Source organism: Sessilibacter sp. MAH1 (assembly GCF_054658315.1).
Map to the genome: position 1 here is coordinate 41052 of NZ_BAAGIC010000013.1, position 24517 is coordinate 65568.

Below are 24517 nucleotides of genomic sequence, written 5' to 3' on the forward strand. Positions count from 1 at the left end.
ATGACGGATTACGCTGCGGTTTTAGAGCTAATTAATACGGTAGGTGAAGAACACCCGCAACTACCGTTTATGTTAAAAGCGTTAGGGGTTGATGAGCCAGAACACCTGTTGAATAAGTTAAAGCAACCCAAAAGCGACAGTTTGGGAGATGCTTTAAGCGTTGGCATAGTGAGTATATCCGGTGAATTAACGCAATACGATCCTCCTCCGATAGCAGAAAAGCCACTTTGGAGTTTCCCGATTGTGGTGGTGGAATCCTACGAGTTACACGATGCAACCAACAGAGAGACACAAAATAAACCGCCCGAAGATATCAAACCCTTATCAGGTATTAAAATTTCAACCGATGAATTAATCGCCTTTGATAACGATAACAGGTCAAGTTTGTGGCCAAAACAGACAGTGAAAAATGGTTTACACCAATTTTTAGAACATGTGCAAAACCATCAACAATTGGATATTCCTAAGCTTGCCGTGCAAATGGCACAAAAAAAGCCGTTAAACGAATTACCGTTTTTACAAACCCATAAATTACCGGCGGAATTTTGGTTATATATTGATAAAACCCAAGGTGCTCACTGTTTTCACGACGATTACTTAGCGCTTTATTACAGTTTGCAAACCCATGTTGGCCCTTTAGGTATTGCCCAAACTGTGGAATTGTTAGAAGCAAAACCTAATCACTTTGGCGGTAATCATCATCACTGCCATTGGCGGCAATCGGCCAAGTTTGACCAATATTATGAATACAATACCGAAACCAATCCGCTACCCGTACCCGAGACAGGCAGTTGTGTCATTATTTGTGCACCCAAAACTGCGCTAACAGCGGACGCATTAACAACAAAAAAAAATAGTGTTTGGTTAACCTTTGCCGAACAACTAAAACAACAGCGGGTAACGGTATTATTTGTACCCCTAGATTTTTCTCAAGCGAATACCAACCCAGCTAGTTTTAACAATAAAAATAATCAACTAAAAAAACACTTAAAAGAACAAGAAGAATTTATGTGGGCGGTATTAAGTTTAATTCCGCATCGCATCAGTTTGGCATTAATACGTGCTATACGCTTACAGTTTACAAATTTAGAGCCAGAGTTTGAACAAACAGTAATTAACGATTCGAATATCAACTGGTGGCACAGCCAACAATGTGGCCATTGGTATAAAAACACCGAAACCTATCATCAAAAAATAACAACTATTTTTGAAGCGTTTACCAGTAAAAATTCAACTTACAGCAGCACTCAAGATTTATTTAACGACGTATTTAACTGCATAAAAAACCATATTCCACCGCAGTTAACATCGTTTATTATCGAATTTAAAGTATTAACACTTTTACACGCATCGTTTTTACTGTTGCCGTCACATAAACAATCGTTAGAATCCGAAGTATCAACCTATTATCAGCAAGCCATGCAATCCATAAAGCAGGCGACCGAAAACCATTCAAGCGCCAATATTATCGACGAAACCCAATTTTGGTTAGGCCAAGCGTTACGGTTAAATTTGCCCGAGTTACCACTAGAGATTATTCCTAAAGAACTTAGAGAAACCGTAACCAGCGCCAAGCACCATTTTCAACAATCGACACAACAGGATATTCCTGAAATTCCGGTACTGGATGACGACTGTTATCGCGAATTGAATAAAGAAAAACTCAATAAACACAACCCTGGGGTGTTGGTATTATCCCAAGTCCAATCTAGTACCCACTCAGAAAATCAAACCGACAATAGCAACACGTTAGTTGAGTTAGAATTATTAACCCAAGAACAGTTGAATTTTCAGAAGCATCGTGGTCAACATGATTATAATAAAAAAGTTATTGAAAACTTACAAAGTGCAGAGCTATTTTCAACTACGCCTACAATTAACAGCACAAAACAGTTTCTATTAAAGCAAGGCGCAACACTTACCCTAAAAACCCTAAAAGAAACGCTTACGCTTAAAGCCTATAACTCTAATGACTTTTACTGGGCAAAATCGATACAACAAACACCACAAGGTGTAAAAGTAACCGCAGAACAGTTTGAAATACACTGGCGAAATCCAAACCCTCCTGATGTTTTATGGTTGCAAAATCTATTCGAAGTGATTGTTTACGACAACGCACCTCAATGGTTACACGATTTTCCGCCACAACTAGATAACTACGGAATTTTTAGCGAAATAACCGTCGAAAATATCCCCTTTAAAATGCGTTATATCCCACCGGGCAGTTTTTTAATGGGCTCGCCGGAAGATGAACCGGAACGTAATGAAAAGAACGAAGAATTTAGAGAAACTCAACATCCTGTTAAGTTAACTCATGGTTTTTGGTTAGCAGAAACCACCGTCACCCAAGCCTTGTGGAGGGCGGTGGGTAATAATCCGTCAGACTTTAATCCGAAAAATAACGACAAGGTTAAAAATAATACCGAAGCCGAATTACCGGTAGATTCCGTATCTTGGGATGACTGTAAAGCGTTTTTTAATAAGCTCGAACAACACGTACCAGGTTTACAGTTAACTTTTCCTACCGAGGCCCAATGGGAATACGCCTGCCGTGCCGGTACACAAACACCGTTTAACACCGGTAACAATCTAACCACCCATCAAGCTAATTACGATGGCAGTTATCCCTACAACAATAACCCAAAAGGAAATTCTTTAGAAAAAACTCTACCTGTGGTGAGCTTTCAGCCCAATGCTTGGGGCTTGTACCAAATGCATGGGAATCTTTGGGAATGGTGTTTAGACGAGATAAGGGAATACCCCAAACAAGTGGAGAATGTGTTGGAAAATCCTCTCGGCCCGAAAAGCGGTTCAGGCGCTGCGCTGCGCGGTGGTGGCTGGCTCTTCTACGCCTGGTCCTGCCGGTCGGCTTCCCGCAACGCCGGCGTCCGGGGCCGCCGCTACAACCGCTTTGGCGTGCGCCCCTGTTCCACCATTGACCAGTAAGAGATATAACTAAAGACATAATTTGTTGTTCAAGGGTCAAATATGAGAATTAACACGCCAAATTTTGTGCCTATTTTGAACTGGAACACCTAAGTTCAACAACTCCTACATTACGATTGTTCTTTTATTAGACTAAGAGATCGAGCATGGTTACTTTAGAAGATATATTAATTAAAAGAGGTGAGATTGAAAAAATATTTCGTGGATCAACAACTTTACATTTTTGGCGTGGATTAAATTTGGGTGAAATTAGAAAGAATCCGCTATACCCCGATTTGGAGCAACGTATTTTACCTTCTGGCTCTATACGTGACCCAGATATTAATCGTGAGCAAATAAACGGAGTTTGGTACGTTAAATCTGAGCTTAGTAAAGGTACTTCTCTTGTTGATAAAGAAGGTATATTTGGTTACAAAAAATGGGAGTATGTTGTAATTCCTGCCGGAACGGTAATTCCTAAAGAGATCATAATTACAAAAGACCACTTTATGCAGAGAAAAAAGTGTTGGCACTATTCAATCTCACCAAACTACGATATGCCAGAGAAGCAATATTTACATGCTTTAGATGTTTTAGCTCGCAATGCGGGAATAAAAATAAAGGAGAGAAAAAATGGTCACAATTGATAACGGTCATCTAACGTTATGTTTGCAAGCATTAGAACGTGCCATTGAATATAACGAGTTTTTATCGCAATCAGAAACCGTCGATAAAGACGATTACGAAGAAATAAATTACCGTTACGAGCTAGCACTGAATCAATTGGCAAAAAAATACAATGAGCAGCGTAAAATTAACTCAAACCTATTGCCGCTAGAGAAACTGATTAAATACAAAATAGTGGAATAACCAGAATATCATCCATGACTGTAAACCAATACGAATTCCAACAAAACCCATTAGACCTAACCACCTTCGATACCCGAAAGCGTTGGCAATTACGGCCACCACCACAATTTCCCGCACCTTGGGCGGTAGAATGGGGCACAGACGAATTCGGTTTATGGCAAACCTTTGCGGTAAAAGGTATTCCGCTAAAAATGCGTTACATTCCGCCAGGGCAATTTTTAATGGGCGCGCCAGAAAATGAGCCAGAAAGGGAGAATAACGAACATCAACACCCGGTAGAAATCACGCAGGGTTTTTGGCTCGCAGAATCCACGATAACCCAAGCTCTGTGGCGAGTGGTAATGGGTGATAACCCCAGCTATTTTAACCCGAAAACAAACGAGAAGGTTAAAGGCATTACCGAAGAGGAATTACCCGTAGATAGGGTGAGCTGGAATGATTGCCAACAATTTTTTAAGCAATTAAACCAATTAATACCCGAATTACACCTAACCTTTCCTACCGAGGCCCAATGGGAATACGCTTGCCGGGCAGGCAGCGTTACGCCGTTTAATACCGGTGAAAATATCACCACCGAGCAAGCAAATTTTGATGGTACTGATCCTTACGCAGACTTTTCTAATGGAGAGAGCAAAGGCGAGAGTATTGGCCGCACCGTTCCAGTAAAAAGCTTTCAAGCCAACACTTGGGGATTGTATCAAATGCATGGCAATGTGTGGGAATGGTGTTTGGATTATCGTCGTGATTACCCCAACAATTCTAATAATTTACAAACAGACCCAATGGGGCTATCGGAGCACGAACACGCAGCGCTGCGCGGTGGTAGCTGGTTCATCAACGCCCGCTACTGCCGGTCGGCTAACCGCTTCGCTTCCGAGCGTGACCTCCGCCGCAGCATCATTGGCGTGCGTCCCTGTTCCACCACTGGCCAGCAGGGGCAACGGTCGGTTGCCGGCGAGCGGTAAGTTTGCACCCAGCGGGCTGGGTGCAGCACCGCGAGCTACGATTTTAGTTTTAATTGGCATTAATATTCTCGGTACCTAAATAATTACCTAAATCGGGTGTGAAAATCACACCCTTTAAGCTAGATTTTTCAACGGCAGTTTTAACGCAATCTTGGCAATACACACTGTAGTAACGATCGTATTCGGTTTTAAATATTGTAAATCGTTTAACGCTATCTTCATTAAATGCAATATTTTCTACATCACCCCATTCATTTTTAACACACAGCTTTAAATCTAAATCCGATTCCGAATTCGCCAAACTCAGCGGGTTAAACATAAAGCCTTCACCCAACTCATAAATCACCGGTAAAAACTCACCGTCGTTTTTTAACAAGTTGTATAAAGCATCGTAGGCTTTGGTGTTTAAAAATAAACGGCCTTGGTCAACCGAAATATCGGGAATTTTTGTGCCTTTTATTCCTTCACTGCCAAAATTTACATTTATTGGCGATTGCCAAATATTTGAATAAGGTTTTACGCTACGATCAATATCAAAACGATAGTCGTCACCCAGTTGCGACATGATCTGCTTAGCGTCATAACCAATGTATAAGTATTTTTTGGTATCTGCATACATAGAATACAGCATGTTAAACCTTTTTAACTGGCGGAATGATTCGTGAAGGTAAGGCAGAGCTTTGAAGTCGCAATTTAATCATCTTTAACGTTCGAGTTAGGTCGGTTATATCGTGTATTAAAACGCGGTTAATTAACGTTTGTAACCAACCGTAATAAGCTTCTCTGTGTATTCGGTTATGTGCAACCGCGTTTCTAAGGTGTGGTGGCATATATATTTTATCCTCTTCACCACGTGGTAACCAACAACCGTTGTCTGGGTCGTCAATCCTCATTCCAAACCTTGCCATAATACCCCGCGTCGCGTCTGCAAATCGATGCCCTCCACTGACAATAGCATGCGCATCGCAGCGTTTGCTTGGCCGCGGTTCGCCATCGCGCGCGAGCATTTTTGCTAATCTTCTAGAACGGTGTTTTTCGTTGATAAACTCATCGTAAGTCATATTCTTGGCTTTGGCGCGATAGTTATCAATACCTTTTTGAACCTTGGCTGCGGTGGTTATTTGATTTAAATCGTGTTGGGTGGGTGATGCTTTGGCGGCAAAACGGTCAATTTCTCGGTCAACCTTGTCTTTTAAATAAAACGGCGTGAAATCTTTATTGGTTGGCATATTCAATCCCGACTTTTTTGTTGGGTTTAAATTGTTAATCAGAGGTTCCTATAAGAGACTCTGATTAACTCATCCATGATTTAATCAGAGCACAGAAATTGAAAATGCGATTTCCAATTTCTTCACAATTTCAATCACTTACCGTTCTTGAAATTGGCGACACGTTCTTGTGTCGCTGGAAACTCTAGGTTAATCAGAGTTTCCTATAATTTTATAAAATCTAATTTATCAATATTTAATGAATGTTTTAATTGTTGAACGGGTATGCATTTTAACGTTATCGCCCGGTCTTATATTTCAAGCATCGTCTTAGTCGATTTTGGTATGTTCATTCTTTAGTGGCAAAACTATTGTCTGATAGACAGGCTGGTTATTATTTATAGAATAGTAACCATTAAAAAATATTAATAATGGTTATCTGTTAAAGTTCTTTGAATAATTTCTTCATGATGTGATAAGAGTTTTTAACGTTAAATCAGCTCAGTTTTATCAAAACAATAACAAAGGTGAAACAATGAAAATTCGCAGTGTTTTGGCGGCTGCCGCTTTATCAATGGCTTCTTCTGTATATGCAGGCGAGTGGGTAGAAGTAAAAAAATCCGTTGTGTTAGATGCAAAACCTAGCGCCGTATGGGCGTTGGTTGGATCATTTAACGCCGTTGAGCGCTGGCACCCAGGGGTTAAAGAAAGTCGCCAACTCGGCAATGTACGCTCACTATTTTTAGGCGATGGTGGTGTTATTGTTGATCAACTAGTAGAAACCAACGAAGCCGAACACCAATACAAATACATTGTCATCAGCGCACCTTTACCGTTAACCGACTACGAAGGTGTGGTAGAAGTAAAACCACAAGGCAATAAAAGCGAATTTATCTGGCGTTCACGCTTTCACGCCAATGGCGTAACCGATGCCGAAGCACAAAATATTGTTAGCGGTATTTATCAAGCAGGTCTTGATGAGCTGGCGAAAATCTATAACTGATTTTTGTTGTTAACTTAATAAAGGAAACTCTGATTAACTAAGAGTTTCTCGCGACACAAGGATGTGTCGCCAATTTCAAGAACGGTAAGTGATTGAAATTGTGAAGAAATTGGAAATCGCATTTTCAATTTCTGTCCTCTGATTAAATCATGGATGAGTTAATCAGAGGTTCCTAAAGTAATCTCAGTCTGGTTTATTTAGGCTTTGTCAGAGATTTCCGACTATTCTCCGTAAGTTCTTTATTTTTCTTTTTAGTATTTCTTTTTTTCATTTTTTTTTTTCGTATTTTTCCCCTCCATCCAAAATGTCTCTTATTTATTCGTTCTCTCTACTTTGAATAAATGTTTTCAGGTTGGGTAATACAGCTAAGAATAATATTTGTGATTCACTCGATGCTGTGTCCGTAAGTGTCCGATTCTGTCCGCTATCTTTTGTTCTTGTGTCCGTCCGCTTTTGTCCGCTGCTGTTCTTTTGTATTTTCTTGGTATAAAACCCCTCTCAAATAAATTTTTACATCGTAAGTTGTTGATTTTAATAAATTTATTTTTATTTTTAGGTTGATTGTTTTAACTGGCACGTTGGCTGCTCTACTAGAAATATCTTTCCTTCATTATTTATAGGAATTTCTGATTAACTCATCCCTGATTTAATCAGACGGCAGAAGTTGAAAATGCGATTTCCAATTTCTTCACAATTTCAATCACTTACCGTTCTTGAAATTGGCAATACATCCATGTGTCGCTGGAAACTCTGGGTTAATCAGAGTTTCCTGTAATTAATAACCGTGATGCTGTTAATCGGCTATCGCAAATAAGGCAGTCATTATGATTAAAGATACTTCTGCTCAAGATCAATTGGTTTCAGTACTTAAAAAATCGCCTTGGCGATTAGGAGTTTTAATGGGCTCTGTGCTGGCTGGTGTGTTGGCAATTACCTGGGTGATTTTTCAATTTGGCGATACCACGCCCAGTATTAATAGCAGCCGTTTGCGTATTGCTGAGGTAAAAACCGGTAACTTAACGCGCGATGTTGCGATTACTGGTCGTGTGGTTGCGGGTTTTAGCCCAATGTTATACGCACCGGCCAGTGGTACGGTGAGTTTTCATGTTCGTGCTGGTGATGAGGTATCGCAAAACCAAATTTTGGCAACCATTCACAGCCCTGAATTAAATAATCAATTAATGCAAGAGCAAGCCATACTAGAGCGCTTAGATATTGGTGTAAAACGCCAGACCATAGAAACGCAAAAAAAGAATCTACAGGCACGTAAAGAGTTAGAAGAAGCGCGTATTAAATTAACGGGCGCAAAACGAGAATTACAACGTAACGAATCCGCTTGGAGTAAAGGTGTTGTCAACGAAGTTGATTTGCAAAAAGCCAAAGACGAATACACCAGTGCCAAAATTATCTACGCTCATGCACAAGAGGCCGCAGATTTAGACTTAGCTGCATGGAAATTCGAACAAGAAGTAAAAGAGCTAGAGTTAAAACAACAAGAATTATTGGTGGCTGAGTTAAAACGCGTTATAGATGCCTTAGAAATACGTTCACCAATTGATGGGATGGTCGGCAATTTAATGGTTGAAGAGAAAACCGTGGTGACAGAAAACGCCAGTGTGTTAAATGTTGTCGATTTATCGCAATTAGAAATTGAAGCACAAATACCAGAATTGTATGCGGATGCTCTAAGCCCCGGATTAAGTGCCGAGGTAAGAATGGGTGATTATCGCGTAGTGGCGCGCTTAGCATCGATTTCGCCAGAGGTTAACGAAGGTTCGGTTTCTGCACGCATCCGTTTTGATGAAGAATTACCTCAGCCTTTACGTCAAAATCAACGCTTGCAAACCCGTGTTTTATTAGATGAGCGCGAAAATACTTTGGTATTGGCGAAAGGTCCCTTTATGGATGACGGTGCTGGTAAAATTGCCTATTTAGTACGTGACGATGTAGCCGAGCGAATTACCATCAAAACCGGTATTGCAAGCATAAACGAAGTAGAAATTCTAGAAGGGTTAAAAGCGGGTGATCAGGTAGTAATTTCGAGTTTAGATCAATTTAACAACGCAGATCGCGTACGCTTAAATTAGTCATCAAAAATACAAATCGTACTAAAATAACATTAATAACGTTGAAAAGTATTCAGTCATATTTCGTCAAAGATTTTAATAGGTGTTCTTATGTTAAAAATGAACAATTTAAGTAAGGTTTATCGTACTCATTTGGTAGAAACTCACGCATTACGTGAATTTAGTATTGAGGTAGCTGAAGGTGAGTTTGTTGCCGTAACCGGGCCTTCGGGTTCTGGCAAAACTACGTTTTTGAACATTGCCGGCTTGTTAGAAGAACATACCAACGGCAGTTATGAATTAGATGGTGTTGAGCTTACGGGATTGTCAGATCGTAAACGCTCGCAAATTCGTAACGAAAAACTGGGTTTTATTTTTCAAGGGTTTAATTTAATTCCCGATTTAAATTTGTTCGATAATGTTGATGTGCCATTACGTTATCGCGGATTTTCTGCAAACGACCGTAAGCAACGTATTGAATCTGCGTTAGAGCAGGTTGGTCTTTCTTCACGAATAAAGCATTTCCCGTCGGAGCTCTCTGGTGGTCAGCAACAGCGTGTTGCGATTGCACGAGCTTTGGCGGGTGAACCACGGTTATTGTTGGCCGACGAACCAACCGGAAATTTAGATTCAACAATGGCGCGTGGTGTTATGGAATTATTAGAAGCCATTAATCAGAAGGGCACTACCATTATTATGGTAACTCACGACCCAGAACTAGCAGCGCGAACACGTCGTAATGTTCATGTTATTGATGGGCAAGTTAACGATTTACGAACTGTATTTACCGATCCTCAAAAAACTGTCGAAACTACAGCGCTAAACGCTTAAATTTGCATTAGTAATAATTATTTAAACCCATACTGCATAATGCGAAAAACTTAGGGATAAAAAATGATTCGTTATTATTTTTGGTTGGCACTGCGTAGCTTAAAAAGCTATCCGTGGTTGAGCGCGCTAATGGTGCTTGCAATTGCGATTGGTATCGGCGCTTTCATGACTTCGTACACCATATTTCATTATATGTCAGGTGATCCCGTCCCTCATAAAAGTGATCAGTTATTTGTGGTGCAATTAGATAACTGGGCTGAGGAAGAATCTTGGGATGGCGAAGAAGGCGGCTTACCACCACAACTTACCTATAAAGATGCACGTTTTATTGCTGAGGCCAATCAGGCCGACTATCAAACAGCCATGTTTTTATCGGTAATGGCGGTTTACACGGATAATCCTGACATAAAACCGCAGCGTTATTTAGGGCGTTTAACCTACAGCGATTTTTTTCCGATGTTTGAGCCATCATTTTTATACGGCGCGCCTTGGACGCGAGAAGACGATGCAAACCATTCTACCGTAACGGTTATTAGCCGAGAGTTAAATGATAGAATTTTTGGCGGCAAAAATAGCGTAGGTGAAAGTATTACGCTTAATGGTAATCAATACACGGTGATTGGTGTTTTAGATGATTTTAAACCAAGCCCAAAATATTACGATTTAATCAATTCAAATCCGTTTTCTGACTCCGAAGATTTTTACTTGCCATTTACATTAAACGATATTTTAAAGCTGACACCTAGTGGTAATAATAGTTGTTGGGCGCCGTTACCTGAAAACAGTTACGAAGGTTATTTAAATTCTGAATGTGTGTGGATAAGTGCTTGGGTGCAGTTAAATTCTTTAGAAAAGAAGCAGGAGTTTGATAGTTTTATCGATAACTACGTGCGTGAGCAAAAAACCTTTGGTCGTTTCCTGCGTCCGCTTAATAATCGCATTTCTAACGTTAAAGAATGGTTGGTAATTAATAAAGTTGTGAGCGACGATACCCAAATTCAACTGTGGTTGTCGTTGGCATTTTTTGGCGTATGCTTATTAAATACCGTGGGTTTAATATTGGCTAAGTTCCTGAAGAAGTCTGGTGACGTAGGCGTAAGGCGAGCGCTTGGTGCCAGCCGGTTGCAAATTTTTTATCAGCATTTAATTGAATCGGCTTTATTGGGTATTGTGGGTGCTATGTTGGGGTTAATGCTTGCGTGGTTGGGTTTATATGCGGTACGCAGTTTTATACCCGATATCGCCGTGTTAACGCATCTTAATATTGAGCTTGCTTTATTTGCATTCTTGGTGGCTATTACCGCAAGTTTATTGGCCGGTATTTATCCAACATGGCGTGTTTGTCAAATCGCTCCGGCTCGTCAATTAAAAACACAATAGGAGGTGTAGCCATGGAAATTAAACCCATTTTAAAAACATTAATTCGTAATCCTGTAGGTTTGGTGTTAATCAGTTTGCAGGTGGCTCTAACCTTGGCAATTGTCGTTAACGCCTTATTTATAGTTAACCAACGTATGCAGAGCGTGAGTATAGATTCTGGTTTGGATGAAAAAAATACCCTAGCACTTACCGTTTCTGGTTATTTAGACGACTATGATACTAAATCGGCAATTTTTAACGATTTGGAATATATTAATAGTTTATCTGGTGTTCATTCGGCTATGGCGACCAACGCCTTGCCTATGACTAATTCAGGATGGTCGAATACGGTTTATAACAGCGATGCTGAAAATGGTATTAATACTAATGCGGCGCTGTATTTTGCGGATGACTCTTTAGCCGAAACCATGGATATTAACCTTGTAACTGGGCGAGTTTTTAATCAAAACGAGATTGGCACCTATTCAATACGAGAAGATGTCTTACAACCCAAAGTGGTTATTATTTCAGTAACACTTGCAAAAATTTTGTACCCAGAAATTACAGAGCCAGAGCAAGCCTTGGGTAAATACGTATGGTTTCGCGGAGAAGAAATTCCTGTGGCGGCAGAAGTAATTGGCTTGGTTGATGATATTAAAGCACCCTGGAAGCAACAATTTTCCTCCGAATTCGAACAGGTATTGTTTGTACCTTATTATCCAATTTTTGGAAATTCATCTCATTATATTATTCGCACAAAAGACGGATTTTTTGATGATGTATTCAAAAATATTCAAAATCAACTACTCGAACTTGATAATCAACGGGTAGTTCGATCACCTACGGCTTTTACCGAAATCAGAAAAGATTTTTACCGTAACGATAATGCCATGGCAACCATGCTTTCTGCGGTTATTGTTTTATTACTGGTGATTAATGCGTTGGGCATTATCGGTTTAGTCAGCTTTTGGGTAACGCAACGAACTAAACAAATAGGTACTCGTCGAGCATTAGGTGCAACCAAAGTCGATATACTACGGTATTTTATAACCGAGAATCTAATCATTAGCAGCATTGGTGTTATAATTGGTCTTATTTTAGCAATGGCTTTGAATAATTGGTTAATTACCGCGTTTGAGTTAGCACGTTTACCCATCGTTTACCTAATATTGGGTGCGTTGTTGGTACTGGTTATGGGTGTTATTGCGGTTTTTGGTCCTGCTATTCGAGCTGCAAACATTGCACCTGCTATTGCTACGCGCAGCGTATAAGAAATTCGAATTTAATCGGAGTTTCTTATAAACCAGAGTTTCTTATAGAGTTGAAACCGTTAATTTTAAAAATATATAAAAGACACGCAATAAAATGGGCGATAAAACGATTTTAGTGGTAGACGACAACGACGCCGTGATAACGGCGTTAGAGCTACTTCTCGAACTAGAAGGCTGGTCTGTTGTAATTGCCAATTCAGTGAAAGCGGCCCTTACTGAATTAAGTAATCACGAAGTTGATCTTGTTGTACAAGATATGAACTTCAAGGCAGATAAAACATCTGGCGAAGAAGGCATTGAACTCTTTTACAACATTCGTGATTTATACCCAGATTTACCGATTATTCTACTCACCGCCTGGACTCATTTAGAAACCGCTGTAGAGCTCGTTCGCGGCGGTGCGGCAGATTATCTAGCAAAGCCATGGGATGATAAAAAACTGCTTACAACTGTGCGTAATTTATTGGAACTTGGTGGAACCCACAAACAGCTCAAAAAAATAAAAGAGCAGCATCAGCGTAGCCGTAGTGCATTATTTTCTCAATACCAACTTAATAATATCGTCTGTCATGATCCGGCAACAGAAAATGTTATTCATCTAGCTTGCCAAGTGGCAAAATCCGATATTCCCGTTCTTATTTCCGGCCCTAATGGATCTGGTAAAGAACGAATTGCAGAGTTAATTCATGCAAACTCAACTAATCCAGAAAGCTCTTTTGTTGCCGTTAATTGCGGGGCATTACCTAAAGATTTAATTGAAGCAGAATTGTTTGGCGCTCAGGCTGGGGCCTACACGGGTGCCAACAAATTGCGGGTAGGCCGTTTTGAAGCGGCCGATGGTGGCACCTTATTTTTAGACGAAATTGGCAATCTGCCACTTGAAGGTCAAGTAAAACTGTTACGTGTTTTAGAAACACAGCAATTCGAACGATTAGGTTCTACTAAAACCATAAAAGTGAATGTTCGAGTTGTTTCGGCTACCAATGCCGATTTATCGGCAATGGTTGCAGCAGGTGAGTTTCGCGAGGACTTGTATTATCGTTTAAACGTTATTGAATTAAATTTACCTGCGTTAATAGATCGCCCACAAGATATTTTACCATTAGCTTATTTCTTTTTATCGGAAGAAAAAACAATCTCTTCTGATGCGCAAAAATACTTGTTGGAATATGCGTGGCCAGGAAACGTGCGCGAACTAAGAAATACTATAAAACGCGCAGAATTACTGTGTAAAAACGAAACCATTCGAATAGAAGATTTAGCCTTAAAAATAACTAGTCCACAAAGCACTAAAAATAATGTTGATCTCAATGAGGAAAAGAAAATAAAAGTTGCTTCTGATTCTCAGATTGAAGTTCAAGAAAATTCTGTTGTTAAAAACTCGTATACGCCGAAATATGAACCTTCAAAAGAAGATATAGAATCTGCGTTGAAAGCGAATCACGGTGTGGTTGCTAACGCAGCGGAACAATTAGGTTTGTCTCGTCAATCTTTATACCGAAGAATGGATCGCTTTGGTTTGCGGAAAAAGTAAATGCATTATTTTACTATTAGATTTATTTTACTTGTTGTTACAACCTTGGGCTTTTACATTATTCAGGCGAATACAAGTGGCATTATTTTTTGGTGTTTGTCGTTTATTTGGCTTTTGATTGTTAATGTTATCTTCGGCTTTATTACTAAGAGCCCGTTTAGGCAGCAGGTACGTGCGCTTTCTAGTATGGTAGCAAGTTGGCGAGATAACGAGTTTGGTATTTCTATTCATAAACCCAATGTGCAAGAGCTGGCTGATTTAACCGAAGAACTAAATCAGGTAGGCAATTTACTTCGCCAAGAAAGGCAGTCGTTAGTTCAGCGCGAATTATTATTACAGACCGTTATTCAAAATAGCCCAATTGCTGTTGTTTTATCGGATTCATCGGGTCATATTATTTTAGCAAATGTTGCCGCTAGCCAATGGTTTGCACAAGGTGCCAAGTTAGATGGTTTACTGTTTTCGGATGTCATTAAAAATTTGCCTATTAAACTGCAAGAATCTATGCAGAAAATTGGTGATTCGATATGCACAATAGAACAAGAGGTTGTTATTGATTTAGAGCTTAATGTTGGTAAATCTCTAAAAGAAGTTATTAAAGAGTCCTATCATGTATCTAAGTCACAGTTTGTATTAAATGGGCAAAAACACGATTTACTGATGATTCGTCAAATTACAAAAGAACTTAATCGGCAAGAAGTTTTCGTGTGGAAAAAAATCATTCGCATAATGAGCCATGAAATTAACAATTCATTGGCTCCCATCTCATCACTGGCACATTCTGGCAAGCAGGTTTTAGACCGTGTTGATGTTCAAGAACAATACTTAAATGCTTTGAACAAAGTTTTTAATACCATAGAAGATCGCGCTAAACACCTAAACGAATTTATTCGTAATTATGCCCGTTTTGCAAAGTTGCCAGAGCCTAACAAAAAATCAATGGATATTGAAAAATACCTAGAAAATATTAGCGACGCTTTGGGATGCAATTATGAATTGTTGAGCGAAAAAAACACAGTAGAATTTGATCCAATCCAAATAGAACAGGTGTTGATTAACCTAGTAAAAAATTCGCTAGAGGCTAATTCGACTTTAGAGAATATAAAAATATCTTACATTAATAACGAAAAAAATTGGTCATTAACAGTATGTGACCAAGGTGATGGTATCGACGAAACAATAATCAACCAAATACAACTGCCGTTTTACTCCACCAAAAGAACTGGCAATGGCTTGGGTTTAGCTCTAGTACGCGAAATCATAGAAGCGCATGGAGGAGAAATCTTAGTGCAAAATAGAGAAGAGGGTGGAGCTTGCGTTGTTTTGAAGTTTTCTAAATGATTTTGATTGGTGTTTTTTAGAGTGTTAAAGGTGTAGCTAGTTTTTATAAAATATTTTACGTAATGAGTTTATCGGAAACTTTTAATAATTTTCTTTTTAGTAGGCTAATGCTTTAGTTTATTTTAATTAATACTATTTTAGTTTTTATGTAAAGTTTTGCTTATTCGGTTAAATAGCGTTTTACAGAGCGTCACATTTTTATTTAGCATTGAGCGGTTATTCTCCCGTAAATATACCGTTTATAAGCCTTTATGAAAAACTACCGTTTCTTAAAAATATTTCTTTTTCTAGTTTTTTCTGTTGCTCTCAAAGCGCATGCGATAAGCTTTTCTGGTTCTACTGCGACCAATCCAGATACTGACGGAATCTATAAGGTTGCTTGGACTCCTTCCAGTGGCGAAAAAGGTACATACAGGGTTTATGAGAATGGAGTTATCAAAGCTGATCGATTATCTGCTAGTGAATACAATGTTACTGGTAAGGGAAACGGTACTTATAGATATGATATTTGGGGATACGCCTTAGATTTTAGTAAGCTAGAACCGAGTTACATCTTTAAAAAATTAGGCTCTTATACTGTTAACGTTTCTATTGTTCCTCAATCACCGAACACTCCGGCTAAGCCAACATCTGTTGGCAGTACCACAAATACCAGTTACAGAATAAATTGGACGAAACCCGGCGGTGCTTCTGCTACCTCATATAAATTACGTCGTCGATTAGGTAGCGGTTCTTGGTCACAAATTTATTCTGGCAGTAATTTATATTTTGACGATTCTGGTAGAGCACCTGGTAGCTGGTATTACAGTGTTTCTGCTTGTGCGGGCACGGCGTGCAGTGCTTATAGTGCTGATACATTGGTAACGGTTATTGACCCTCGCCCGGGAACACCCGCTGCTCCAACCGCGCCTAGCACATCTAACATTCCTTATTTTACGGTTTCTTGGGTTAAGCCTTCAGGTACTGCACCAACTTTGTATCAGTTAAGACGTAAATTGGGGGCTGGTAGCTGGCAAACCATTTATTCTGGTGCAGCCTTAAGTTATTCAGAATCAGGTAGAACTGAAGGTGACTGGTACTATGATGTTATCGCTTGCAATGGCACATACTGCAGCAGCGATAGTGCGGATCGTAGAGTATCTGTGGATTATGATTATGCTCCTCCGTCTAATGGGTCTTTTAACGGGCCCTTGTTAACTACAGGAACTTTTCAGATCAGCTTAAATGCAAGTGGTGCAGAGCGTCACGATGTATTTGAAAACGGAATTTCGATTTATAATAAAATTTTTAATCTTGCAGGATTGGATATCCAAGGTCCAAAAAATAATCAAGGTGATGGAGTTTATACGTATACGGCCAAACATTATATTTATGACGACTGTGTTGAGCCTTGTAACAACTATATCTATCTTGGAGACGCAACGCCTTTTCAAGTTGTTGTCGCTAGTAAGCGCGTAGTTACACTTCCTGAACCTAATAGTAAAGATGGCACTTATCAAGTTCGCTGGAATTCTTCGGCAGGTGTTGGCGTTTATCAAATACAAGAAAATTCTGGCTCCTGGGTAAACGTAACTAATTTTACTGAATCCAATGGCCAAATAATTTATACCTATTCCAACAAATCTGATGGTACCTACACCTACAGGGTACGTGCGTGCTTAGGTGGTCAATGTAATACTCCGAGCGATATTAAAACGGTAACCGTTTTAAAAACTCCGACTAAGCCTGCAGCTTTTACTCAGACGAACGCGAGTGTTGTAACTGATGGTAATGTTCGATTAAGTTGGCAAGCATCCCAGCAAACCATCAATGAGTATCGCATTACCGAATCAGGCGTTGTTAGTAATACATATACTACTGCTTCGAATAGACTTTATCTTCAATTAGACCGAGTAAAAGACGGTAATCACACCTACTCGGTTCAGGCTTGTAACGCATCCGGTTGTAGTGCGAGTGCTACTCTTAATGCAATTAATGTTTTAAAAATTCCGTTAATTCCTAACAACCTTAATGCAGCTGTCAAATCGCAAACTGGCGAGATTAATTTATCGTGGTCGGCGCCGTCTGACTCGGCTGTTGATTTTTATGAAGTCGCTATTTTAAAAGAAGGCGAGTTGTACAGCGATTGGGAATTAACAGGTACTACAAGAAGCTTCAATGCCACTAATTTACCTGACGGTAATTATCAATTTAGAGTGCATGCCTGCAACAATTCTGGTTGCGGTGTTTTAGCACTTTCAAACAGTTACAACATTAATCATCCAACACCCGTAAAACCAGAAATTACTGCCTCGGGTAGCGATTCTAATGGCCAAATTGGAGCAGAATGGAGCGTTAGTAATTCAGCATTTATCGATACTTATCAGGTACGTATCGATTCTGGTGCTTGGTTAAATAGAGGCTTGGCACTTAATTACATTGCCAATAATATTTCTCAAGGCGACCACACAATTGATGTTCGCGCCTGTAATCAAACGCCGGGCGCTACTAAATGCTCGGCCTACGATAGTAGTTCTATAAAAGTTTCGGGCTCTAAGCCGAGTTATGCCGACACAGCATTACCTTTTGCCAGCGCAATTGATGATGCGTCTTTCATTTCTGCCACAGGTAATCACGATGCAACCTCTGGTGTGGTTGCGGGTGAGGCCAGTGTTAGTGGCGGTCAAGCAAGTTATTCTATTCCTATTCCGTTACCACCAGGCCGGGCCGATATCGCTCCAGAAGTTTCTATTAATTACGGTGGGTCTTCCGGTAACAGTACCTTAGGTATGGGTTGGCAAATGTCGGCTGGTGGCGCCATTTCTCGATGTCCATCAACTCTGGTGCACGATGGTATTAATCTGCCGGTTCAATACAAATCTACCGATAAACTCTGTTACAACGGCCAGCGACTTCTTTTAAACAGTGGTAACTATGGTAATTCTGGAGCAACTTATTATCCAGAATCCGATCGCTTTACTGTTGTTACGCAAACCAACAATATCTCCAGTGGAAGCTCTTCATTTACTGTAAAAATGCGCGATGGATCGGTGTCGAGTTACGGGACTAGTGCAAATTCGAGAGTATTCGCCGGTGGAAAATCCTCTCCAACTAGCTGGTTGATGGCCGATCAAAAAGATCTAGCCGGTAATTATATTCACTATACCTATCAACAATTTGGCAGTGGTATGGGTGAGTATCATATTCAAAAAATTGAGTACACAGGTACGGTGGCTTCCCACGGTGATCGCCGTGTTGAATTTAGCTACGAAAATCGTCCCGATGTAACCTCTGCCTATTTAGCCGGTGGTTTAACGGTTCAGTCTCAACGTATCCGCCAAATTTCTACGTATTATCAAAACACTAAAATACGTGAATTTAATTTAAGTTATAAATTAAGTGATGCATCTGAACGCAGTTTATTAACCGCGGTTGAAGATTGTGCCTATTTAAATTCACAAAAATATTGTGTACCTAAAACAGAATTTACTTGGTTAGATTCTGCTCCGCAATTTGAACTTGAACCACTCGGTTTTAAAACCAGTCAAAATGCGCAAGTTACTCAATTTTACACACAGCCAAATGCCAATATTCAAGAAATATTACCTAGAGGTGATCGCCAAGGTGACGGCGTTTCTGATTGGTCGGGTTGGCAAGTTAACGCAGAAGGTATTGGTGGTTTATCGGAGGAATTACCCTCAAGCCAATGTTACCGAGAGGTAAGTAGTTTTTCTGTTAATTGTATTATTGCTGATTTTGATAATGATGGCCGCACTGATCTTTGGCGTGTTTCTAACAATAAATTACAAATTTTATACTCCAAGACGGGCCAATGGGTAACAACAGGGTTAGATTTACCTTCACTCGGACTTAGTTCTGGAATAGTGCATGCTGCTGACTACAATGGCGACGGACTAACCGATATAGTAACTTACGAAGATCCGAATAGTGAGTTAGCCGGTGATCCAGGTGGCCAGCGTAGCGTATTTCTTTGGGTTAATAGTGGAAGCCCGTCAAATCCATTTAATATTAATAATCGTCTATTTATATATGAAAGTACCAGATTGGTCAGCTCGAAGGTGGTCTTGCAATATAAATTATTTTTTACCCGAGTTACTCGTGTTCAAGATTTAACGTCTGCTAATGTTTTAGGGGATGTTAATGGTGATGGGATTTCGGATTTCTTAGTTAATAATCTTACAGATAGTTTTGCCGGGTTAAATGGCATTACTGTGGAACAACCTGTTCCAAAATCTGTGCTTGTGTCGAATTTAACAACATCAGGTGGAATCAGTTTCTCAGAAATCGATTTGTCTAATTATGTTTCTAATTTAAATGCAACTGAAACTCTTCGATACAATCCTTATATTTATCATAAATTTTTGGATGTAAACGGTGACGGTGCTTTAGATTGGATCGCGCTGTCTGACGGTGATAATAACTTAAAGTTGGCTCTTAATAGAGGCGATGCAAGTTTTACAGGTTGGCAAGATTTAGGCGAAGATTCCTCTTTTGCTCTTAAGCGGGTAACTTATGGCGGTCTTAACAACGATTCATTTGATAGCGCCATAGTACAATATCCTAAGTATTCCCATGCAATAAAAGAAATGGATTATGACGCTGATGGCAGAGCGGAATTACTTATCCCTAATGGAATTAGAGAAGTTACTGCTTGTAGTAGCTATAGTAGCGTCGTTGGCAATCAAAAAATTTGCGGCGACGAATTTTTCGGTCTTTATCATATTAATGACCCACAATTTGAAGAATCATTACCTAGAGTAGATTATAACGATAACAGTATTTATCAGTATCAAGCTCTTAAATTTAAAGAAGTCAGTCCTGGTATTTTTCAAGTTCATAAAGAAAATACCGGTATAGTTGGTTCGGCGGCTGCTTCTTTGCCTATCGATGCTTTTGGCAATGGTTTAACCGATTTTATATTTTCCTACGGTCTATCCGATTCAGCACAGTCTTTTAAAGAAGAAGCTGGTTTTGGTGTTATGACTGGTCGTGCGCCGGGCATTTACATCAACCGTAATCGCGGTTCTGCAAAAAATGGTGAACGCTATCAACCAATCGATATGTTGGAGTCGGTTGAAAATGGTTTTGGTGTTCGCAGTGAGTGGACGTATCGACCATTAAGTTCGCAAGATTCTAATTATCACTCGGCTAATAAACCCTTTTACGAGCCAGATTTTAATTACTTAAACAGTTTAAGTGCTGAGGCGCGGGCACAGCATTATCACTTCACCAGTAACATGTATGTGGTTGCGGAATTCCGTCAATCGAACGGTGTGGGCGATAATTTAAATCGCGTGCAGTACCGTTATAAAGGCGCAATGTACAACTGGCAGGGCAGAGGTTTCCAAGGTTTTAGAACCATTATTACCGAAGATCTTGATGCCGAAATTACCTCACGTGTTGAATTTCATCAGGTGTATCCGTTAGCTGGGCGCATGTATCACATGAGCCAATACGAAGGCTATGAATACAATAACGATAATGCGCCACCAACACCGTTTAACGAGTCTAAATACGAATGGCGTTTTTGGCCGGCGGGGCAATTTAACTCGGGCAACGATTACTTAGTCAATAGCCCGCAGGTGGAATGGCAAACCGTTGTTAACGTGCCGTACATTGTTGGTCAAGCGAAACGCACGCAAACCAATCGTACGCTAGCCGGTAGTCTTACCTATTCAATGATCGAAACCCAAAATTTTGATCAGTGGGGCAGAACCACCTCGGCAGAAACAAAATATCAAGAAAGCGGCGGCCATATTGTTCGCTCTAGCACAATATCAAGCTTTGATGATACTTACATAAACGATGGTTGGTGGGACAAACCCATTGCGCGTACGACGACCCAACACGCAGTAGAAAGTCGCAAAGGTGTTGCTATTGATTCCGGTACCGATGCCGATCAAACCACCACCATGCAATATAACGCCTGGGACATCGGCCTGCGTAAGCCAACCAATGTTTCCGCTGTGCCTGTTACCGGTAAATCGGTGCAAACCGCCACCGAATACAACCGGTACGGTTTACCAACCTGGGTATCGGTGAATTCTACCGGTGAAACCGAGCGTAAAACCGCGACTGTCTACAGTAACGATGGCTACTTTGTAGAGAGGGTTACCAACCCAGAAGGCCACCTATCGCAAGTGGTTACTGATCCAAAATACGGCGTACCAACACAAACTACAGACGCCAACGGAATTACCTCTACCGTTAAATACGATGCCTTTGGTCGCACGATAGAAACTCGCGTGCCCGGCTTGCCGCCCGCCTATTCATCGCTGCAAATGTGCAGCAATGTGAGTTGTCCGCCGGGTTTAATCTTGCAACAAACCAGTGTGCAAGCCGGTACGCCCACAACTCGTGTTTATTTAGACAAGTTAGGCAGAGCGGTGCGCACCGATACCCAAGCACTGGCAACGGGTCAGTGGATTGTACAAGCAATGACGTACAACAAACTGGGGCAAGAAGTCTTTATGTCTTCTCCGGCCTATGGTGCGCCTTCGAGTTACGGTACCCATTATGTGGAATATGATGTTCTTGGCCGTTTAACCGAAAAAACTATGGACCAAACCGATGGCCAAGTGTTACGTACCACCTACGAGCACGAAGCAGGTGAGGGCTTTACCACCAACATTAATGCCGGTGGTAATTACCTGTCGCGCACCTACAACGGCTTGCAGCAACTGACCGAAACCGTCGATGCCGTTGGTACCGTAACCCGTTACGCCTACACCGGTGCCGGTCAACCCATTGTTATGCAAGACGGCAACGGCAATCGCATTACCGCAAAATACAACGATCTTGGCCAAAAGCTTTGGGTGGATGACCCGAACATGGGTCGTAAAAACTTTGCCTACACCGGTTTTGGTGAAATTGCATCAGAAACCGACGCCAATGGCGATACCAAAGCCTACACCTACGATCGTTTAGGTCGAACCATTAATCGCCGTATTAATGGCAGTCTGGAATCTACTTGGGAATACGATAACGCTAACCACGGCATTGGTTTAATGAATGCCGAGCGGTTAAGTAATGGTGCTTTCGAGCGCAGCTATTATTACGATTCATTATCGCGCCCAATTAGCGTTAATACGCAAATTGATGGCGAAACCTACACCGTTAATTCGTATTACGATGCAAACTACGGTCGCCCTAAAGGCATGCGTTATCCCGGTGGTTTAACCGTGCAATACGGATATTCCAACACTGGCTATTTAACCACCACCCAAAACGCATCAAGCGGTTACATTTACCGAAAAATTAATACCCAAGATGCCTTTGGTAATTGGTTGCAGGCCGATCTCGCCGCAGGTGTATTAACCCAAGACCGCAATTACGACGAAGCAACCGGCCAATTACGTGCCGCCATGCTCAGCCAAATTACCGGTGTTATTCATAAACAAACCTACGACAGCTTCGATCACTTCGGTAACCTGGCGCAAATGTCTACCGAGCTTGCCGGTTCTACCTATACAGAATCGTTTAGCTACGACGACATGCATCGTTTGTTGCAAAATAATCGCAGCAATGGCCCGACCATTAATTACAGTTACGATGCTGTGGGTAATTTATTAAGCAAAAGCGATTTTGCCAATAACTACCAATACAATGGCAGCAAGCCCAACGCGGTAAGCCAGGTTTCGTTAATTGGTGGCGCCACAAAAACCTACGGTTACGACAACAACGGCAACCGCACCAAAGAAAACGGCGCGATCACAGCCTATTACAACACCTACAACCACCCAACGCGGTTGATAAAAGGTAGTGCCGATTTACGCTTCTTTTATGCGCCAGATTTATCGCGCTACAAACAAACCAACGGTGCTAAAACCACGGTTTATATCGATAAATTATTCGAGAAAATTACCGATACTGGCAAAACTCAGTATCGCTACTTTATCGACGATATTGCCGTACTCACGGAAACCGAAACCGCCAGCGATACACAACAAGAAATCGTCTTCACCCATCGTGACCGCCTAGGCTCAACCGTTGCCATGGCCGACGACCTTGGCATGGCGGTAGAAACCCACAGCTTCGATCCCTTCGGTAAACCTCGTGACGGAGACCTAAGTGACAAACTAGACGCCGTGCTCGACAGCCAATACACCACCCGTGGCTTTACCGACCACGAGCATTTGGATGACGTCGAGCTTATTCATATGAATGGCCGGGTGTATGATTACAACCTAGGGCGATTCCTGAGCGTTGATCCAGTGATTCAGTCTCCGGGCAATAGCCAAAGCATGAACCCGTATTCGTACATAATGAATAATCCCTTGGCAGGGACTGATCCTAGTGGATATTGCGGTAGTAGAATTGAAGGCGTAGAAACAGCCGGTTGTAGAACGATTTCATTCGATGGCAGTGATAAGCCAATAGAAAGTGTTCCCAAAACAGGTTCGCCGGTGCAAAAAAATGGTGCTCAGCAATTTAGCAGTCAGCAAGGCCATAATAATACATCTAGCCAGAACCAACCGTCCCAATTAGGGAGCACCTATAGCCGTGATAATGTCGCTCAACCAACCGAGGCTCCAGATGATAGGGGAATATTAGAAACGATAGGCAGCATTCTTGATGGGCCGACCTCAAGTTTTTACACAAATATTTTAGGTGCGGTTGGTGATTTTTTGGATAAACCTATTGGCGAAGATCTAGAAGATTCGTTAACTTTTACCGGAGGGCCTTATCCAACAGGTCCTGGAGCAATGTGCACCGAATGCACTGTAGGGGATATCGCAATTGATATGGCTCCTCTAGGGGCGATGGGTTCTGCGCTTAAGTCTCTAAAAGGAGCTAAAAAGTCACTTAAGAATGTAAAACAAGAATCAAATGTGGAAGAGGTGGTCAGAGTTCGGCATCATACAAATAAGGATGGAATAAAAGGCATTAAGCAAGATCAAGCTATAAATGAAGCTCGCGGTATACCAATAGGTGTTGATGTTGAGGTTGCTCCATTCACCAATCCCAAAACGGCTTCTGCTGAGACGGGGGCTTTTGGTAGCGGATATTTTGTAGAGTTTGATATACCTGTGTCATCTCTCATTCGGACAAAAGTTAGTGAAAGTAATATAAAAACGGCTAAAATACCTACAGAAATACCTCTACCTATAGGTGATAAAAACCCTAAGTTTAGGAAGCAATAAT

At 40.9% G+C, this 24517-nt stretch carries 14 protein-coding genes; 12 read left to right on the plus strand and 2 right to left on the minus strand.

Going from position 1 to position 24517, the window contains the following annotated elements:
• From ACYQ28_RS13360 to ACYQ28_RS13375, 4 genes are all read left to right on the plus strand, one after another.
• Nucleotides 1-2946, plus strand: coding sequence for a formylglycine-generating enzyme family protein (locus ACYQ28_RS13360; RefSeq protein WP_460050918.1), 2946 nt, complete (start codon nucleotides 1-3; stop codon nucleotides 2944-2946).
• Between the two features lie 146 nt (nucleotides 2947-3092).
• The gene (locus tag ACYQ28_RS13365; RefSeq protein WP_460050916.1) at nucleotides 3093-3572 is read left to right on the plus strand and encodes a Tse2 family ADP-ribosyltransferase toxin; all 480 of its coding nucleotides are present in this window, start codon (nucleotides 3093-3095) and stop codon (nucleotides 3570-3572) included.
• The gene (locus ACYQ28_RS13370; RefSeq protein ID WP_460050914.1) at nucleotides 3559-3795 is read left to right on the plus strand and encodes a hypothetical protein; all 237 of its coding nucleotides are present in this window, start codon (nucleotides 3559-3561) and stop codon (nucleotides 3793-3795) included. Before ACYQ28_RS13365 ends, ACYQ28_RS13370 begins: the two co-directional genes overlap by 14 nt.
• A 14-nt stretch (nucleotides 3796-3809) precedes the next feature.
• Nucleotides 3810-4760: a formylglycine-generating enzyme family protein gene (locus ACYQ28_RS13375; RefSeq protein WP_460050912.1), complete on the plus strand. Its 951-nt coding sequence runs from the start codon at nucleotides 3810-3812 to the stop codon at nucleotides 4758-4760.
• Nucleotides 4761-4809: 49 nt separating this feature from the next.
• On the opposite strand, the gene ACYQ28_RS13380 is transcribed toward ACYQ28_RS13375, so the two are convergent.
• A complete protein-coding gene (locus ACYQ28_RS13380) occupies nucleotides 4810-5391 on the minus strand; it encodes a hypothetical protein (RefSeq protein WP_460050910.1) in 582 nt (193 codons plus the stop codon).
• Nucleotide 5392: 1 nt separating this feature from the next.
• Nucleotides 5393-5989, minus strand: a complete 597-nt coding sequence (locus tag ACYQ28_RS13385; RefSeq protein ID WP_460050909.1) for an AHH domain-containing protein — start codon at nucleotides 5987-5989, stop codon at nucleotides 5393-5395.
• Between the two features lie 514 nt (nucleotides 5990-6503).
• Between ACYQ28_RS13385 and ACYQ28_RS13390 the strand changes: the two genes are divergently transcribed.
• The 8 genes from ACYQ28_RS13390 to ACYQ28_RS13425 all read left to right on the plus strand — a co-directional run bounded on the left by ACYQ28_RS13390 (nucleotide 6504) and on the right by ACYQ28_RS13425 (nucleotide 24516).
• Nucleotides 6504-6971, plus strand: coding sequence for an SRPBCC family protein (locus ACYQ28_RS13390; RefSeq protein ID WP_460050907.1), 468 nt, complete (start codon nucleotides 6504-6506; stop codon nucleotides 6969-6971).
• A gap of 824 nt (nucleotides 6972-7795) precedes the next feature.
• Nucleotides 7796-9058, plus strand: coding sequence for an efflux RND transporter periplasmic adaptor subunit (locus tag ACYQ28_RS13395; protein WP_460050905.1), 1263 nt, complete (start codon nucleotides 7796-7798; stop codon nucleotides 9056-9058).
• A gap of 90 nt (nucleotides 9059-9148) precedes the next feature.
• Nucleotides 9149-9868, plus strand: coding sequence for an ABC transporter ATP-binding protein (locus ACYQ28_RS13400; protein WP_460050903.1), 720 nt, complete (start codon nucleotides 9149-9151; stop codon nucleotides 9866-9868).
• Between the two features lie 63 nt (nucleotides 9869-9931).
• A complete protein-coding gene (locus ACYQ28_RS13405; RefSeq protein WP_460050901.1) occupies nucleotides 9932-11248 on the plus strand; it encodes an ABC transporter permease in 1317 nt (438 codons plus the stop codon).
• 11 nt (nucleotides 11249-11259) lie between these two features.
• Nucleotides 11260-12498, plus strand: coding sequence for an ABC transporter permease (locus tag ACYQ28_RS13410; RefSeq protein ID WP_460050899.1), 1239 nt, complete (start codon nucleotides 11260-11262; stop codon nucleotides 12496-12498).
• A gap of 94 nt (nucleotides 12499-12592) precedes the next feature.
• Nucleotides 12593-14032, plus strand: a complete 1440-nt coding sequence (locus ACYQ28_RS13415; protein WP_460050897.1) for a sigma-54-dependent transcriptional regulator — start codon at nucleotides 12593-12595, stop codon at nucleotides 14030-14032.
• On the plus strand, nucleotides 14033-15373 hold the full coding sequence (locus ACYQ28_RS13420; RefSeq protein WP_460050895.1) for a sensor histidine kinase: 1341 nt from the start codon (nucleotides 14033-14035) through the stop codon (nucleotides 15371-15373).
• Between the two features lie 251 nt (nucleotides 15374-15624).
• Nucleotides 15625-24516 (plus strand): SpvB/TcaC N-terminal domain-containing protein, encoded by an 8892-nt coding sequence (locus ACYQ28_RS13425; protein ID WP_460050893.1) that lies wholly within the window; start codon nucleotides 15625-15627, stop codon nucleotides 24514-24516.
• The last annotated feature ends 1 nt before the right edge of the window (nucleotide 24517 follow it).

Bases quoted from the DNA above. Each gene is read 5' to 3' on its own strand.
- ACYQ28_RS13360 (WP_460050918.1), top strand. From the start codon at position 1: ATGACGGATTACGCTGCGGTTTTAGAGCTAATTAATACGGTAGGTGAA.
- ACYQ28_RS13425 (WP_460050893.1), top strand. From the start codon at position 15,625: ATGAAAAACTACCGTTTCTTAAAAATATTTCTTTTTCTAGTTTTTTCT.
- ACYQ28_RS13415 (WP_460050897.1), top strand. From the start codon at position 12,593: ATGGGCGATAAAACGATTTTAGTGGTAGACGACAACGACGCCGTGATA.
- ACYQ28_RS13395 (WP_460050905.1), top strand. From the start codon at position 7,796: ATGATTAAAGATACTTCTGCTCAAGATCAATTGGTTTCAGTACTTAAA.
- ACYQ28_RS13400 (WP_460050903.1), top strand. From the start codon at position 9,149: ATGTTAAAAATGAACAATTTAAGTAAGGTTTATCGTACTCATTTGGTA.
- ACYQ28_RS13365 (WP_460050916.1), top strand. From the start codon at position 3,093: ATGGTTACTTTAGAAGATATATTAATTAAAAGAGGTGAGATTGAAAAA.
- ACYQ28_RS13390 (WP_460050907.1), top strand. From the start codon at position 6,504: ATGAAAATTCGCAGTGTTTTGGCGGCTGCCGCTTTATCAATGGCTTCT.
- ACYQ28_RS13380 (WP_460050910.1), bottom strand. From the start codon at position 5,391: ATGCTGTATTCTATGTATGCAGATACCAAAAAATACTTATACATTGGT.
- ACYQ28_RS13420 (WP_460050895.1), top strand. From the start codon at position 14,033: ATGCATTATTTTACTATTAGATTTATTTTACTTGTTGTTACAACCTTG.
- ACYQ28_RS13410 (WP_460050899.1), top strand. From the start codon at position 11,260: ATGGAAATTAAACCCATTTTAAAAACATTAATTCGTAATCCTGTAGGT.
- ACYQ28_RS13370 (WP_460050914.1), top strand. From the start codon at position 3,559: ATGGTCACAATTGATAACGGTCATCTAACGTTATGTTTGCAAGCATTA.
- ACYQ28_RS13405 (WP_460050901.1), top strand. From the start codon at position 9,932: ATGATTCGTTATTATTTTTGGTTGGCACTGCGTAGCTTAAAAAGCTAT.
- ACYQ28_RS13385 (WP_460050909.1), bottom strand. From the start codon at position 5,989: ATGCCAACCAATAAAGATTTCACGCCGTTTTATTTAAAAGACAAGGTT.
- ACYQ28_RS13375 (WP_460050912.1), top strand. From the start codon at position 3,810: ATGACTGTAAACCAATACGAATTCCAACAAAACCCATTAGACCTAACC.